Source organism: Bacillus sp. GW823-FHT06A10 (assembly GCF_058795375.1).
In genome coordinates this window covers 1,746,679-1,763,741 of the sequence record NZ_JBXAHT010000001.1, presented here as the reverse complement: position 1 = coordinate 1,763,741, position 17,063 = coordinate 1,746,679, and the positions used below count along the sequence as shown (strand labels likewise).

General features: G+C 31.1%; 14 protein-coding genes and 1 pseudogene. 3 read left to right on the top strand and 12 right to left on the bottom strand.

Going from position 1 to position 17,063, the window contains the following annotated elements; genetic code table 11:
* Positions 1–18: 18 nt before the first annotated feature.
* Together AC1Q8M_RS08850 and AC1Q8M_RS08845 are read right to left on the bottom strand one after the other, a co-directional pair.
* The gene (locus tag AC1Q8M_RS08850) at positions 19–1,389 is read right to left on the bottom strand and encodes an aminotransferase-like domain-containing protein (protein ID WP_065228875.1); all 1,371 of its coding nucleotides are present in this window, start codon (positions 1,387–1,389) and stop codon (positions 19–21) included.
* Positions 1,390–1,459: 70 nt separating this feature from the next.
* Positions 1,460–2,053 carry a DUF4030 domain-containing protein gene (locus AC1Q8M_RS08845; RefSeq protein WP_001225391.1) on the bottom strand — a complete coding sequence of 198 codons (594 nt, stop codon included), beginning with the start codon at positions 2,051–2,053 and terminating at the stop codon, positions 1,460–1,462.
* Between the two features lie 170 nt (positions 2,054–2,223).
* On the opposite strand from AC1Q8M_RS08845, the gene AC1Q8M_RS08840 reads away from it, so the two are divergent.
* Positions 2,224–3,915: a M3 family oligoendopeptidase gene (locus AC1Q8M_RS08840; RefSeq protein WP_016512792.1), complete on the top strand. Its 1,692-nt coding sequence runs from the start codon at positions 2,224–2,226 to the stop codon at positions 3,913–3,915.
* A 14-nt stretch (positions 3,916–3,929) separates the two neighbouring features.
* Here AC1Q8M_RS08840 and AC1Q8M_RS08835 read toward each other — a convergent pair whose 3' ends face one another.
* Complete coding sequence (locus AC1Q8M_RS08835) at positions 3,930–5,024, bottom strand: helix-turn-helix domain-containing protein (protein WP_097996867.1); 1,095 nt, start codon at positions 5,022–5,024, stop codon at positions 3,930–3,932.
* Between the two features lie 331 nt (positions 5,025–5,355).
* Between AC1Q8M_RS08835 and AC1Q8M_RS08830 the strand changes: the two genes are divergently transcribed.
* Complete coding sequence (locus AC1Q8M_RS08830; RefSeq protein ID WP_098361367.1) at positions 5,356–6,303, top strand: phosphotransferase enzyme family protein; 948 nt, start codon at positions 5,356–5,358, stop codon at positions 6,301–6,303.
* 78 nt (positions 6,304–6,381) lie between these two features.
* Here the strand turns inward: AC1Q8M_RS08830 and AC1Q8M_RS08825 are convergent, their stop codons facing one another.
* The 4 genes from AC1Q8M_RS08825 to AC1Q8M_RS08810 form a co-directional block, all read right to left on the bottom strand.
* Positions 6,382–7,134 carry an aminoglycoside phosphotransferase family protein gene (locus tag AC1Q8M_RS08825; protein WP_016512795.1) on the bottom strand — a complete coding sequence of 251 codons (753 nt, stop codon included), beginning with the start codon at positions 7,132–7,134 and terminating at the stop codon, positions 6,382–6,384.
* 116 nt (positions 7,135–7,250) lie between these two features.
* Entirely contained in the window at positions 7,251–8,045 is a 795-nt protein-coding gene (locus tag AC1Q8M_RS08820; RefSeq protein ID WP_097947128.1) for a VOC family protein, read from the bottom strand.
* Positions 8,046–8,332: 287 nt separating this feature from the next.
* Positions 8,333–9,085, bottom strand: a complete 753-nt coding sequence (locus AC1Q8M_RS08815; RefSeq protein WP_090976669.1) for a class I SAM-dependent methyltransferase — start codon at positions 9,083–9,085, stop codon at positions 8,333–8,335.
* A 133-nt stretch (positions 9,086–9,218) separates the two neighbouring features.
* Positions 9,219–9,557: a winged helix-turn-helix transcriptional regulator gene (locus AC1Q8M_RS08810; RefSeq protein WP_000365523.1), complete on the bottom strand. Its 339-nt coding sequence runs from the start codon at positions 9,555–9,557 to the stop codon at positions 9,219–9,221.
* A 347-nt stretch (positions 9,558–9,904) separates the two neighbouring features.
* Here AC1Q8M_RS08810 and AC1Q8M_RS08805 point away from each other — a divergent pair, with 347 nt between their 5' ends.
* A complete protein-coding gene (locus AC1Q8M_RS08805; protein ID WP_098361368.1) occupies positions 9,905–10,621 on the top strand; it encodes an SDR family oxidoreductase in 717 nt (238 codons plus the stop codon).
* A 263-nt stretch (positions 10,622–10,884) separates the two neighbouring features.
* On the opposite strand, the gene AC1Q8M_RS08800 is transcribed toward AC1Q8M_RS08805, so the two are convergent.
* From AC1Q8M_RS08800 to AC1Q8M_RS08780, 5 genes and pseudogenes are all read right to left on the bottom strand, one after another.
* Entirely contained in the window at positions 10,885–11,694 is an 810-nt protein-coding gene (locus tag AC1Q8M_RS08800; protein ID WP_000472642.1) for a MerR family transcriptional regulator, read from the bottom strand.
* A gap of 173 nt (positions 11,695–11,867) precedes the next feature.
* Positions 11,868–15,038: pseudogene (locus AC1Q8M_RS08795) on the bottom strand (ATP-binding cassette domain-containing protein).
* A 79-nt stretch (positions 15,039–15,117) separates the two neighbouring features.
* Entirely contained in the window at positions 15,118–15,597 is a 480-nt protein-coding gene (locus AC1Q8M_RS08790) for an SRPBCC family protein (RefSeq protein ID WP_016512802.1), read from the bottom strand.
* Positions 15,598–15,836: 239 nt separating this feature from the next.
* Positions 15,837–16,400: a class I SAM-dependent methyltransferase gene (locus AC1Q8M_RS08785; protein WP_000225731.1), complete on the bottom strand. Its 564-nt coding sequence runs from the start codon at positions 16,398–16,400 to the stop codon at positions 15,837–15,839.
* A 154-nt stretch (positions 16,401–16,554) separates the two neighbouring features.
* On the bottom strand, positions 16,555–17,063 hold a 509-nt coding region (locus AC1Q8M_RS08780; RefSeq protein ID WP_206777363.1), incomplete at its 5' end, for a SpaA isopeptide-forming pilin-related protein.

Below are 17,063 nucleotides of genomic sequence, written 5' to 3'. Positions count from 1 at the left end.
CGAACCTCCTAATTCAAATTATTCTTTTCTAAACTGAAAATTAAACTGTCTTAATTGCTTGATTTCCTCAATTACTTTACGAATACCTTCTTCAATCTTATCTTCTTTTACATTCGAAACATTTAATTTTAATAGTTTTTCTTTAGGAAAATTCCTCATATAATTCTTATCAATAGTATCGACACTTATTTGCATGTCACCTAATTTTTGTATAAGTGTTTCTGTAACTGTGTTTTTCTGCATTTCTAAACAAGTGTGTATTCCAAATGTGTTTTGTCTATTATATGTAAATAATGATTGATCTTCATTTTGCACTTTTTCTAATGTTTCTGCTAGTTTTATTGATCTATTGTAGTAGGAAGAATTAATTTTACTTTTATGACGTTCAAACATACCGCTCTTTATATAAATTTCTAAAGCCGCTTGAGAAATCATTGGACTATCAATATCTAGTATCTTTTTGTATGTATAGAACGCATTTGCAATGGATGGTGGGATGACTGCAACTCCAACCCGTAAACCAGGAAAAATAATCTTCGAATAACTTTTCAAATATATGACATGACTATAATTATCCAAGCTATATAACGGATCTGCTTTTGAATCAGTTTCTAAATCTGCTAAATAATCATCTTCCACTATAAATACATTGTATTTCTTAGCCAATAGTGCGATTTTTTCTTTCTCATCTTTAGAATAAGAAGTTCCAAGCGGATGATGATATCTCGGTATCGTATAAAAGAATTTTATTTTTCCAGTTTGAAATATTTGCTCCAATTCATTCAAATCGATACCTTCATTCGTACGTTTAATACCGATTACAGGAACTTTATTTATTTCTAGATAATCAATATATAGATGATATGTTGGCTGTTCAATTAATACAGTTTCATTTCCATTCGGAAATGGTATAGAAGTTAATATAGCAAGCGCCTGCTGCACACCTGATGTTATAAAAATATTGTCTTCTTTCGTGAACACTTGATAATTTGCCAACTGTTTTTGAATGACTGGAATTAAAGATGGTAACCCTTTCGGTGTTCCGTATACGAACAAATCATTTTTATAAGTATCAATAGCCTTATTAATGCAATGCTGAAAATCTAAATATGGGAAAACATCTGGATCTGGTGCTGAAGAAGCGAAATCAATTATCTCGTTATTTTCTATGGTACTCCCAGATTTCTTAACAACGTAGTATCCACTTTGAGGGACAGAATATATAATGTGACGCTTTTCTAATTCATGAAGCGCACGTATAACTGTTGCCTTATTACATTCATATTGCGTAACGAGTGACCGTATAGACGGTAATTTCTTTCCTTCTTTTATATCTCCATTTTGAATCTTATTTTCAATGTCATTTAAAATATGTAAATACTTATACATATTACACCTCCTCCAGCAATTCTATATTTGATTCCATCGGTTTTCTATTCATATAGCATTCATTCCTCAATTAGTTAATTTTCCGATCATCTATATCGTAAATCCCAATAGCATATGAATCATTTTCAATCCATTTCTTTACTGCTTCTGTTTTAAGTACAACTTCAACTTCTTTTTCTATTTTCTGTCCAAGTTCTCTCGCCCCTACTTCATCATCGCTAATCTTAGTTTTTATATCAATGGTAACAGGTTGATTCTTTTTATAATTTATTTGCTGAATACCAAACCCTTCATATCCATTTTTTCTGAATACATCATCAAATATATGTCCAAAAACTTGATTCCATCTACTCTCTGCCTTTACAACTTCTCTATTTCTTTGAGTTATATTGATTTTATAAGACGTTACACCTTGTATCACCAATCTTTTATTAATATCATTTTTTATTTCGTTACTATCTTCGCTATCAGCAATCTCTAAATCTACTATCCTTTCTTTTTCATCTCTTATAGCAGCACTAAAAAAAGATTCCTCCTTTACCGCTGCTGTGGCAATATCCATCACTATAGAATCTTCACTTTTAGCATCTTCAATGTCATTCTCACAGGCACATAATAAAGCAAATGGAAATAAAAGTACAAGTAACTTCTTTCCCTTTCTCATGTAGCACCCCTCCAAACATTTTCATTTACGATAAACTTTTTACTTTGACATATAAATACCTTCTTTAATTATTAAATTTAACATTATTTCACATTTTCCCCACTTAACAAGGAAATTACAATTAATAAATAGAATATCTCTATGAATAAATAAAAAGTGAGGGATATATAATGCAACGTGTAAATACGATTGATATTAGTAATGTACTACAATTGGACAAAACTCTTTCGACTTTATTAAATAAAATGATTTCTTCAAAACTAGACCTTGAAAATTGGTTAAAAGAGCAGTCAAAAGTAATTTGGGACATCGAAGAACAAGTAAGATCACATTACATCGCCTTTCAATGTAATACGGATGATGAAGAAATAAAGGATACTTTTGAACATGATCAACAATTTGTAAAGCCACTTTTAAAGCGGTACCAAAATTTATTGGATAATAAATATTTAGAGTCACCTTTTCGAATGGAATTAGATTCTAACGTATATGGTTTATTAGATACAAAAATAAAAAACGCTCAAAAGTTATTTTGTGAGGAAAATATTGAATTAGAAATAAAGGAAGACAAATTAATCACAGAGTACTTTGAAATCACTGGAGGATTAAGTGGAATTTGGGACGGAGAAGAAAAAACGATAACAGAATTACAATCCTATTTACAAGATTCGAATCGTGACACCCGTAAAAAGGCAAAAACCATTATTTCTGAAAAATTTTTATCTGTTGAAAAAGAACTCCAAAACATATTAAATCAATTAATTGAAATTCGCCATCAAAAAGCAAAAAATATTCAACTAGAGAATTATCGCGATTATATGTTCAAAAAATACGAGCGTTTTGATTATTCAGCGAAAGATTGCTATGAACTAGCTGAATCCATACGTAAGTATGTTGTGCCTCTTAAAGATAAAATATTGCTAGAGAAAAAAGATAAACTGCAAGTTGATACGCTTCGCCCGTGGGATGTATCAGCTGTAACTCCAGATCAAAAAGTACTTAAACCTATTGCAAATGAAAATGATTTAATTGAAAAGAGCACTCATATCTTTAATAAACTAGATGTTGAATTTTCAGCACTTTTAAACCGAATGTATAAACACAATTGTCTTGATTTAACAAGCCGCAAAGGAAAAGCAGCTGGTGGCTTTTGTGAGTACTTACCAGCTTCACAATTATCTTATATTTTTATGAACTTAAATTATACACAAGATGATATTGTCACTTTTATACATGAAATGGGTCATAGTATTCATAACGAACTCATAAAACCATTAAAATTACGACAGTATATAGAAATTCCAGCTGAAACAGCTGAGCTAGCCAGTATGACAATGGAGTTATTCTCGCTTAATTATTGGGATACCTTCTATACAGACAAAAAAGATTTAAAACAAGCAAAAATTAACTTCTTTAAAGATGTTATTTCATATTTACCTATTATGCTTATTGTCGATCAATTTCAACACTGGCTGTATGAAAATCCAAGTCATACTTCTGAAGAAAGAAATGAAAAATACTTACAACTTCAAAAACATTATCAGTCTAGCGTCATACATATTGATGGCTACGAAAACTGGATAGCAACGAGTTGGCTACCTGTACTCCATATTTTTGAAGTACCATTTTATTATATTGAATATGCGATCGCCCAACTTGGTGCATTACAAATGTATAAACAATATAAAGAGGATCCTAAGCAAGCGCTAGAAAATTATAAAAAGGCATTATCACTAGGAAGCTCGCAATCTATAAAAGAAGTGTATGATGCAGCCGGTATTCGTTTTGATTTTTCTGGTGAAACAATTAAAGAACTAATGCTATTTGTAGAAAAAGAATTAGAATTACTTGAGCAATTATAAGAAGAAAGCTGCACCTATATTTTTGGTGTAGCTTTCTTCTTTATTTTATTAATCAGCTCTATGTACTGAGTATCTCCATATCCGATTGTTGGAAAAAGATAAAACAACTTTATTAATAATTCACGAGTTGATAAATCTTTATTTTTAGAGATGAATTTCATTACTGCATTATCTTCTGTTAACATTTCTAAAAATAAGTCTATAGCCTGATACATTACAGGTGGTACCTTATGAGAGGTCTTTTTATGGTTTACTAATACTTCATTGTATATAGAGGAATAATTCCCCAATTCAAGTTCAATTTGATTTACTTTAAATTCATCCTCTCTAAAGCTATTTAAGTATACCTTCCCTTCATAAGCAGACTGTTCAAGGTGAGAAAGTATGGTAAGTAGGTTCATTTGGCAAAACATATCTTCACCAAACCATAGAACAATACATTTATACTTTTTCGTAAAAAGGTTTTCTAACGGATCTATAACCTTTTTTATATAACTTTCTACTGAACTGTTATGTCCTTTCGCTCTTGTTTTAATAAACTCTTCATTAAAAACTTGAGTAGTAGCCGAGTTCACACACATTGCCTCATTAAATGGTGCATAATCAGAATCACCCATTAGCTTTTCGTTTTTAAATTCTTCATACATAACTTGACCATTTAATATGTTAAGTACCTCTTTATCAAATAGCTCACTCTTCCTATCTCGTAACTGTTCAACCTCTATTTTTCTAGAAATATTCATTTTAAACACCCCTTCTTTATTTAAATTTAGTTTAACAAATGATTGAATAGGCATTTTGTTAAGTTGGTATTCTCTTGGATTCATTCCAAAAACATTTTTGAAAGCTCTACTATAAGCCTCTTGGGAAGAGTAATCGTAATCCAACGCTACCTCAATTATCTTCCTACCTTTCTTTAAATCTTCCGTAGATAAATACAACCTTCTAAGAAGAATATAACGTCTAATACTGAAACCCGTTACTTGATGAAATTTAAAAGAGCAATAATAAGGAGAATACCCCATGTAACGAGATAATTCATCTAATGAAAATCTCTTTTTTAAATTGCTCTCAATCCAATTAATCATCTGCTGTATATGTTCATTCATTTCCTTCACTCCTTATTTAAAAGTATAGGAGAAGTGCGTTTCTTTCTTTTGATATTTCTTATGTTTTATAACATGAGCCTTTCTCTAAAGTCTTTATAATCTATATATAAGTATTAATTTTATATTTTTTCATCTATCTTATTTTGTCATACCTTCTATTCATTTTTCAATTTAGCGTTAATGAGTATGTTGGCAACACCTTACTAATTATTAAAGGTCAATTTACATCATATTTCATTTTAAAGGATTTCAAAAATTAAACACGAATTTTATAAAATAAAATTCTTTTAATTCCCAAGTTAAAAAATTAATGTTTGGAAAGGACGTTTCAATGAACAAGCTAGAAAAAGAAATACTTCAATTCATAAATGAACAGTATCCGTTGAATTTTATTAACATTAAGCCAATAACAAATGAGATGTATGAATGTCTTACCGAACAAGGTACATACTTCAGTAGAATTACAAACTACAAAACATATGAAGAACAGATAGAGGAAGTTTTATATACAAATTTTTTATATCAAAATGGTTTAGGTGTTCCACCAATAATCCCTTCATTACAAGGGAATTTTGTAGAAAAATTCACATTAGACAAGGAGATTTTTGCTGTATTATATAAAGCTGCTCCTGGTATACATTTACCAAGGTCTGAATGGAATTCTAATATATTTAAAAAACTTGGTAAACAAATTGGAAAATTACATCGTATATCTAAAAGCTTTGAAAAGATTAAACCAGTAAAACATATAAACGATTGGTATGAAAATGAAGAGTATAATTTTCTTAAATATATCCCTAAAGAAGAAAATACAATAAGAGAAATTGCAACTGACGTTTTAACTTCCATAAAAGAGCTACCAAAATCCCCTTCAAATTACGGCTTAATACACGGAGATTTATGGTTAGAAAACATTTTAGTCGAAAATAATTCAAACTTAACAATGATAGATTTTCAAGACTGCGAAAAACATTTTTACATATTCGATTTAGCCGTTCCTATTTATAGTGCGATAGAATATTCATTTGCTGGAAATGGGAATATCGTTGACTATGAGTATTCTATTACAAAAGCACTATTTGAAGGCTATCAAGAGGAAAATGAGCTACCAAAAGAGATGAAAGACAAGTTTCCGTTATTTATTAAATTAAAGGAGATTTTTGAATATAGCTTAATGCATATGTATTGGGATAAAGAAGAATTAACGGAGGAACAAGTACGGATTATGAACCTTTATAGGATGAAGATCGAAAATAAGAATACCTATATCAATATTTAAGAATGCTGTTGTTTAACTGCAAGGAAACTTTGGTTAAACAACAGCATTTATTAATTAGCTGACAACCTTTTTTATGACTTATAAATACTGATTCAATAATCTTCTCAAATACACTTCATTTTGCGGTGATACTTTTTCAGAAAATCTAGCTGCAATAATAATAGGAGCCCATTGAAAAACTTCATCTCTTGATATGCCGGTACGACTGCAATATATATGTAAATACATCTCAGCTAATTCTACCGAAGATTGTGAGTACAACAAGTATGTTCGAAATACATCTGCGCGAATATCACCTGAACTAGCATCTACCCAATCTATAACTTTCACTTTCTCTTCCTTACTCAAAATCAAATTAAATGGATGAAAATCTCCATGACATAGCCTAAAATCAAATGTAATAAAATCTAATTTTTGTAATATATCCTTCTTTTTGCGTTCATCCAATTTATGCACAGATTTAATTTGACGCTCTAACCTTCCCCTCATTAACTCCATTTCATCTGTATTCACATGTATAGCATGGATCTTTTTTTGCTCATTAACACAAAGGCTGATATAACGCTCTGCCTCATTTAAATTATTAAGCAGAAGATCACCAATGTTGTCCCCTTTTACATGTTCCATAATAATTGCCTGTCTATTTTGTATCTTTTTCACTTCAAATACGTTTGGAACTGGCAACCCACATGAATACGCATATTTTTGTTTTTTTGCTTCATTCATAGACTCTGTATCTGGGAGGTAATCTTTCAATAATTTTACAACCTTATCATCAGTTAAATAAATTTCTGCTGTATTCCCTTTTGCAATTGGATTACCTAAAACCACTTTATTTCCCCCCTTAACATAAATTAGAATAACACCTTATACTTCTCTTTAAATTCACTATAATCCTAGCTAAAACCTTCTTCACGAATATACAAAAAACTTACCGCTTTCCATCCTTAAATAGAAAGCGGTAAGTTTAATTGTTTAGGAATATCCGAATGAAACTCTGATGTATGCACAATTGAAAATGTATATCCTTGCTCAATAAATGATACTTCATTACGTTTACATTCAAATGATACACTATTTTTCTTAAAGTTATTTTGGATTCGCTGTAAAAATGCGACGTCTGGTGTTCCGAAAGAAACGTATACTTTCGGTGATAGAGCTTTCATCGCGATTGGAATCCAAGGTCGCTGCCACCAAGTCGCGACGATATATGCAGTGCCACCTATAACAAAGTTAAAAATATCCCCATCTTCCATCGTTTTCATATTTAGATTTGATTTTAACCATTCCGTAAAAACAGGTACACTTTTAACAGGAAGACCAATTTCCCTTACGTATAAAATGTTTAAAGGTGAGTGTGGTACTAATACATCCTCTTTAACATAACTATGTGCGATAATTTCGAGTAGATTTCCATCTCCGTCTTTAAAGTATAAATTGAATAGACCATTCTCTTCACCAATTACATTTCCATTTTGCCATTTTACAATGAGTAATCCAGAGTCCTTTAACCATTTTGCTGTTTCATGGAATTTTGAATATGGGATTTCAAAAGCAAAATGTGCAGGTGCAATTGGTTCATACACTTCTTGAAAACTAATTGTTGTATAAGGTGTTACTTCAAATTGAATGAAGGATGTTGTTTCTTTTTTTATTGGAAAAGATAATATGTCCTTATAAACTTGTTTTACCCCTTCTATGGAAACCGTTTGTAGTTTTATATCTGATATATGTGTAATCACTTTACATTCCCCCTCATTTCTTATTATCTATTCGTATTGTATTACACTTATAAATAGATAAAATCAAACGGAAGGATGGATTTTTCATATAGAAACTACAACTTTAGTATGAATATGTTAGCTTCTTTTATTGCTAGTACACTAACGTTTCAAAACAAATATCCTCCATATTTCGGTTTTTAATTAACACTTTACTTATTTCTATTTTTTCAAATTTCCCCTGCATTGTTTCCATATAAAAAAGCTGCCTTTCCTTAAATGAAAAGCAACTTTTACGATAAAATACATTAAGGTTTTACAGCAATAATCATAAATCTTTTTGAATTAGTACGAATTCCTTTTTCAGAACTATACGTATCAATGAACTTTTGTAAAATAGTAAAATCCTCTTCCTGTTCTCCAAATCTAGGAATAATAGGAGTATGTTTTAATAAGAAAATGAGATCTTCAGACCTACTGTAATAATCAGTAACATCATATTCACGTACTTGCACGAGATCAAATCCTGCACTAATAAGTTCATTCATATACTTTTCTTTTAAAGTACCATCCCGTTCACCTAAGCATTGTCCTCTACCAAATGCTTCTTTCAGGTTTAATTTATCATTCTCACTTACTTGTTGTGTTAAGAAAAAGGCACCCTTTTTCATTACTTTTGCTAACTCAGATGCCAGAAACGGGGCATGACAACTTGAAGTAATATCAAAATGTGCATGTGGAAATGTTAAAGCTTCAGAACCCATTTGAAGAAACTCAACATTTTGTACACCTGATTTTTTCAAGTTAGAATGTGCCGTTTCAATCATGCCGTTAGAATTATCAATTCCAATCAACAATTTAGCTGATGATGCTATGTTAAGTACATTTTCTCCTCCGCCTGTACCAACATCAAGTAAAATATGTGATGGTTTACACCTTTCTTTTACCTCACTATAAAAGTCCCATGTATCTCCTACAGTTTCACATTTTATTTTGCTAAAATCCCATCCATTTAATCTTCCTACTTTATCATAGAAGCTTTTATACTCTAATTCGTTCATCTTATTACTTCCCCTTTGTAAAAATAAATTAAATATGTATAATAACCTACGACACTCCTTAATTATATATTATAAAATACAAATTATTAAAACAACACTTCCCTTCACACTACAATAAGTTTACATAACATTTTTATGGTTTATCTTTATCTATATATTCTAAATGCCCTCTTCCCCAACTACACATACTATCCAAAACAGTACTGACTGTTTTTCCATGTTCAGTTAAGCTATATTCTACTTTAGGTGGTATTTCTTGATAAATTTCGCGTTTTATTAGTTGATCTTGCTCTAATTCACGTAATTGCTTTGCTAACGTCCCTTGAGATATATCTGGTATTAATTTCTTTAATTCACCAAAACGTTTCGTTCCATCTGTTAGCAAAATAAATAAAATGAGTGGCTTCCATTTCCCACCGATTATTTGTAATGTTGCTATTACTCCTTTTAACTTCGGTTCTTGTAAATCCATTTTTCTCACCTCTCCTCAGATATCATAAAGTGAAACTTTAATCAGTGGGGGTTTTGTTCATCCCACACTGATTATTAGTTGAACCAATCGGGCTTTTACGGGCAATTGATCTCTTACCTAACTTCCTTACATTTTCCTAACTTTGAGGTGGGAGTTTTACTGCCCGTTAATGCGGGATAAACCATATTTAGAAATTTTTCCTATTACTTATCCGCATGTATAGCGATTAGTACGAAATTTGCGACTATGTACATACAAAGTGCGTACTTTTCACTTGCTATCTTTTAGCGAATAATAAAAGCATAGCAGTTATATTCTAATTTTTTTATTAAAGGAGTGGCTAAAATATGTCTATTACTACATTAAAAGATAGTCGTATCGTTATTATTGGCGGGAGTTCTGGTATTGGATTAGCAACAGCAACACAAGCAATTAAACAAGGTGCACATGTTATTATTGCCGGACGCTCGGAAGAAAAATTAAAAGTTGCTCGAGAAGTAATAAATAACAATCATCTTCAAACTTATATATTGGATAATCAAAATAAAGAGCAATTACAAAATTTTTTCAAGACAGTTGGGAACTTTGATCATTTATTCACACCGGGAGCCTCTTACACACTTGGACCAATTACCTCTACAGAGGAAATTGCTGAAAGTAGCTTCATCGGAAAGTTTTGGCCTCAATATTATGCCGTAAAATATGCAATTCCTTTTCTTTCAAACTCTGGATCGATTGTGTTAATGTCTGGTGCATTTAGTCAAAGACCACTTAAAGGCGCACCTGCTTATGGAGCTTGCAATGGTGCTATTGAAAGTTTAGGGAAGGCTTTAGCTGTGGAATTAGCTCCTATTAGAGTTAATGTGGTTTCTCCTGGAACAATACAAAAAGAAAATGAACAAAATGAAAATAGACTAGTTGCTTACGAAGTTTATAAATCTCTTTCACTTGTACAACGAGCTGGATATAATGATGAAATTGCACATACTGTTCTATATTTAATGCAAAATAGTTTTACTACGGGTAATGTATTGTTTCCTGATGGAGGGTACACATATCATTAAATTATTTAAGACAAAAGCCCCTTATTACGGCGGCTTTTGTTGCTCATTTAAACATTGCTGAAATTTCCAAATAGATGATTACATTACTTTAGTACCAACTGGTTGGTTTTTAGATGATTCATTACAATCCGCTCATTTTGTACATTTGCAAATAAAATTGTGCTAGTAGTTGACGAATCGAATCTCGAAGTAATTTGTCTTGATATTTATGGATAAGTTTCCAAAGAAAAAAGGCATATAATTAATGCCTTTTTTCTTTATCATTATTTAACTGGATAACAAACTTCTGTAACCCACTTATTAGGATCCGATTCCATCGCTGGGCTCACATGATAAATATTAAACATCGGGCCTGCTAATTTGTAACCTTCTGTCTCAATCCATTTTGCCGCAGCCTCATTTACAGCTGTCATCTGTTCATAACTTCCATTAACTGTTATAGAAGCTACATTGGTTGATTTCATATTTTTAAATGTAACGTCTTTTGTATTTTCGTGCTTACCTAGAATACTTAGCTGTATTTCTATATCTACATCATTTTCTTTGTATTCACGATCATGGAAAACCGCAATACTATAACTCGGATGGGCAATACTAATATTTTTCATTTGAATTTCTTGCATTAATACACTCCATAAATCACCTTCGCAATTATACGATGGAATAATCTTTCTAACACTAGCTACAGTTCTTTCTGGAATTTCTTTTATTGAAACATGATAATTCATCTCAACAACATCCTCTCTCATCGTTTTCATTGAGTCTTCGAGGAGACGTAATTGTTTTTGGAGGTTATTCATGTCCTCTTTAATTTGAGCACTACGATTTAAAAATTGCTCTTTTATGCTATCTACATTATCGCATTCTATTATTTCTTTGATGGTAGCAATATTAAACCCCATAGCTTTTAATGTTTGAATTTGATTTACCTTTTTTAATTGGTCAGCTGAATAAAATCGATATCCACTCTGCTCATCGACTTTTACTGGTTGTAATAATTCCACTTTATCGTAGTGTCTCAACATACGTATACTAATGGAAGATAGTTTCGAAAAATCCCCTATTTTAAACATGATTTCCTCCTATAAGTTACATCTACTTTGAAGCTCAACTTCATCATAAACAATGACATTATGTGAGGGTCAACTATTTTTAACGATTTAAATAACAATTTAACATGTTATATTTATATAATTAAAAACCTATATTCCTGTTTTTATGACTACTGCAATTGACAAATCCATCACTAGTTATTTTTCTCAAGACATTCATAAACCGCCATCATATCTCGTTTATCCAACTCACGAATACGATTAAAAATTGGTATTTGCCCAACAGCTTCTGTTAATACGCTTTCATTCACAACATCACTTACTTTTCCAGTTAACCACGTTTGTACATCCACGCCCTCGACAACTTCTTTTAACCCTTCGTCATTAATACCACTTGCATTACAAGTTACACATGGAATTGTTAGTTTAAAGACACCATCATGTAGATTATCTTCGGTTATCACTTTCTTACCTTTACAAAATGGACATGGATTACTTTTTTTAATTTTATTAATTTGGGTAAATATTTTTTTGTATCCAAACGCTTCTTATACATACGTAAGTTTTTTATATTTACCATTTGTGAAATACTTATTTATAATGTTTTCTCTCGTTTCATAAACATTAGGGAAATCACAAACAGTTACTTGATTATTAACACTAATGGATTCGATATTTCCTTTTATTTCACCCCAGAATGGTAAAACATTTTGTAACACCATTTCATAGTTTGAAAAGCTTGCTTGTTCTAATTCAAACATTTTCAATGCAACTTGTGCTTTTCTTGGCAATAAAGAAACATCTTCTGTCAATACCATATCGCCACCAACAATAGATTTCAATTTAACAAGTGTCGGTAAATCACCAACTGTTTTCAATACTTCATTAATAGGCTGATTGATTATTTCACGAATATCTACGTTACCAAATTTAAGTGGTTTATGATGATTTAAAACCGTCCCCTCGCAAATTGGACATTTCATCATTTTTTTTGAACTTTTAATTTCTTCTTTAATAGGTGCTTTTGAAATAACAATATATCCACCAATAATTGTATTAAATCCTACCCATGTTCTGCGTGTCTTTCCTTTTTTATCATAAAATGATTTTTCAAAATACCCGTACCAAAACGTATGCTTTTCTTCTTCTGACATATCATTATAGCTCTTTGACAAATCGTGACCAAGCTCATTTTTTATTTCTTCGAATAGAAATTCTATTTTTTCATGCTGATAAAATTTTAATACCTTCATGATTTCTGGATCGAATAGCCCATCCCAAAATGGAACACTTTTATCTTGAATGGCAATATCTTTATCAAAAACTTCAATTTGAAGACGTCCAGAACAAGATGGACAATGATTGTCCTGTGAATAGAAATCAAAACTTCTCGTATCTTTATTAATTGGATGAGCAGCTACAATATGATTAATTAATCCACCAATCTCATATAAGAAACTATATTGACTATATAAATGTCTTTCAAGATCAATAGCAATAACAGGTGCGATTGTATTAGATTCATATTCACCATAAATTAACCTAGCCATTGATGATAAACTTTTTAAAATACCGCCCTTATAAATATTTTCGGCATTTTTAAAATAGTTAATATGATTTTCTTCTAAATAGTGAACCCCTTTTTTCTGCTTAAGCATTGAAGAGATGTGTATTTTCTCTGTGCTATTCACATTACTTTTTTGACGATAGTAATCCTCATGATTGACAACATCCAAATGCTCTATAGATTCATTCTGCCTTTTTCCAAAATCAACTATATAATCAGAGCTTTCTAACATGTAACGATTATGCTCAATCATAATGATCGAAACTGATTCATCTTGCAGAATACCTCTAATACTATCGATAAATTGATTTAAAATATTTTGTGATAAACCTTTTGAAGGCTCATCAAAAATAAATAATGTATGTGGATTTCTAGTGTTTGCAAATAATTCCGAAACTAAATGAACACATTGAAACTCACCTGTCGATAATGTTTGTGTTTTTCTCTCTAATGTTAAATAGCCAAGCCCTAATTTAATTAGTAGGCTCAAACGTTTATAAGCGATATCTTCATTTGGAAGTTCATCAATAATATCCTCAATCGAGCGCTCAAAAATATCATCAATGTCTTCACTATACTTTGTCAGTTTCTTTTTAATATCTAGGAAAGTTGCTACAGTTGATCGACTTGTAATTGATTGATTTCGGTCTTGTCCTACCATAACTAATTTATCTTTTGGATATCGTTTCAAAAAATCTGTAGCTAGACATTCGTTGACAAGTGTAGATTTCCCACATCCTGATTCTCCTGTAACTGTTACAAGCCTGTTTTTAGGAATTTGAAACTCAGCCATTTGGATATTACGGCAATATAAATCATAGAATGTATAATATTCTGTTGGTATTTCTTTATTTCGATCCCACAGTATTGACTTTGGTCTTGGTGATTCTTCCACAATTTTCCCGCCATATTTTCCGCTACCAGGTCCAAAGAACAATTGCTCATCAGTTGTATCTAGTACTGTATCTGAATGATCAATAAGCCAAATTTGATTTTTACACCCTAATCGTTTAATCTCTTCTAAAATTTGTAATAAAGTTTCATGATCAAGTCCAACTGAAATCTCATCAATAATAATTACAGCATTTTCACTTACTGCCATGAATTCGGCCAAATAAAGTCGTGTTAACTCTCCACCTGATAACGTACCCATAATTCGATTTAATGTTAAATAACCAATGTTCATATTAATAATATTTTGCAGTATATGCTGTTTTTCTTCACTAATATTTAACTCTTTTGCTAGTGAAAGAATAGATTCAATACTTAAATCATTAATATTTGAGATTGAATGTGGCTTGTCCAACAAATCAATTTCATGTTGTTCAATTTCTTCACTATAACGTTTTCCCTTACATTTTTTACACTCAACATTTTTTGTAGTACCACGGCCTTTACAACCAGTACACCAGCCTAATTGATTATTAAATGAAAAGACCTCTGGAGAAAGATTAAATACCTCAGCAAGTTTTTCCCGAACCTCTGTAAAAACACCAGTATGAGTACCAATCGTTGAACGCGGATTAGACGAAATCGATGATTTTCCTAGAAAAAGTACTAAAGGTATTTCTTCCATCTTAATGGCACTAAAATTTGTTTCCATAATGTTAGGAAATAAATATTGATATTCAGCCTTTGGCAATAAAGAAACTAATCGTTTTTTTGATTCTTCACCAATTGTTTGGCAAAAAGTTGTTTTACCCGATCCAGATAAACCAGCAATTCCAAAAGATTTATTAAACGGTATAGTTGCATCTAATTTATTTATGTTATTAGCAATTAATTGATTTACTTTCATATTAACCTCTATTCTTATTTATTCACAAAAGCATTTTTACAATATAATAATTACATAATGAATATTACCTATTATGCAATTATCCTCTCACTTCATGAATCTTATCCTTGTATATTTCAAACCACTGTTGCCATTCATCTTTAGAAAATTCTTTCTCTTCTCCTTCTAAAACGTAAGAAAAAAGATTTAAACAAATATGCCAACCAGCTATATCTCTCGGTGTATGATCTGTTAATTCATGAATGTACTCTTTTAGGAATAAAAGAGTACCATTTTCCTCTTTATGTATTTCAAATCGGACACGGTCTTTATCCCAAGTAAATTCAAGTACTGAGTTTAGTTGACACTCTAAAATATCAATGTTTATGAATGAACCGTCCATCATGTCGAACTTTATTATTCCACCAGTTTTAAGGCTTTCAATCTGTAAATTGGACATCCATTTTTTCAGCTTACTGTTTTCTGTTAATACAGACCAAACTTCCTCTACCGTATATGGAAATTCGCGTTCAAATTTTACAATATATCCACCAGTTAGTTTCCCAATTTCAGCTATCATTTTAATTGCCTCCTTATATAGAATATATGTTCTCATCTCATTTTACACGAATATAAATATAAAATAAATATTTATGTCAGCGAAGTGTTAATTTAAAGTGAATGGTGCTGAGAAAAACTTAAATATTTTCTAAATCGAGTTATATAATATTGAAAATTAAATATAGATTTGCGTACAAATAAAAAAGCCGCATTTGCGACTTATGAAATCATAGGATTAACTCCTGTTTTGTTGAATGATTAACGCTTAATCGCATCGACAATTAGCGATGGAAAACCAAGTTTATCGCCTTTATTTCTAGAATCATACCTTTTCGAACGGAAAATAACACCGTCGTTTGCATCCCATTCGTTGTAATAAAACCGACCATTTTCATCACAATATTCAAGTAAAACTACCTCGAATCCAGCAGTTTCAAACATTTTCGTTAATGTTATATAATTATGAACGATTTTATGACTTGCTGCTGGATGATCTTTCGGACCGGGTCCCCCTATTTGAACTATATTTTGATATGCCTCATCCTGAAAGAATGCATCAGGGACTCCGCACCGAATATGACCAGATGGTTTTAAAAATTCATAACAAATTTCAGCTGCTCTTACACCTTCTTCAAAAGTAAGGTGTTCCCATACATGCTCAGCTAAAATAGCTGAAATAGAGTTGTATTCAAATCTTCCTTCCCACGTAGCTTTATCTAGTAAGTTAAGTTCATCTTCTTGCGTTTGAATCCAACCTGGATTATTATTAAACACTCCAGCTCCGACAACTACTTTAATTTCGTCTTGTTTTATCGCCACCATGTTCACCTCTTAAATATTTTAATTCATTAATATATTCTATGTTTACTATTATCCTTCCTCCTTCAAAATTTATTAACATGAGTCCAGTACAATACCGAACTCACGTCCTAAAAACTCTCTAACGCAACGATCTGTCTAACTCTATAAAATTAGTTCATAATATACGATTTTTCTTACAGAAATATAGCACAGCAAACATTAGCATAATACCAATTACGTAAAAAATTGTTGTTCCGCTCCCACCAGTATTAGGAATTACCCAATTATTCTTCGCATTTTTTACTGTTATTTTTTGTGTCTTTACTGCTTCTGTAATTTCTATTTCTATTGGATCCCTAAGTAACATGTATCCGTTCGGTGCTTTTATTTCTTTAATCGTATACTTTCCAATTGCTAATTGGTTGGAAATTACCTTTCCTTTTTCATCCGTTATTAATCTACTAACTTCTTTCCCTTCTTTATCTAACACTTGAAATACAGCGCCTTTTAGCTTTAATTCACTATCCTTATCATCAACTTTTTCAATTTCAAATTGCCCAGTCGGATCTGGCAATTTCTTATTTTCTATTTTAATTTCTACTACTGTATCTTTTTCTATTTTTACAGTTATTTTTTCTTTTAATAATTCGTAACCTTTAGGTGCTTCTACTTCCACTAAGGTAT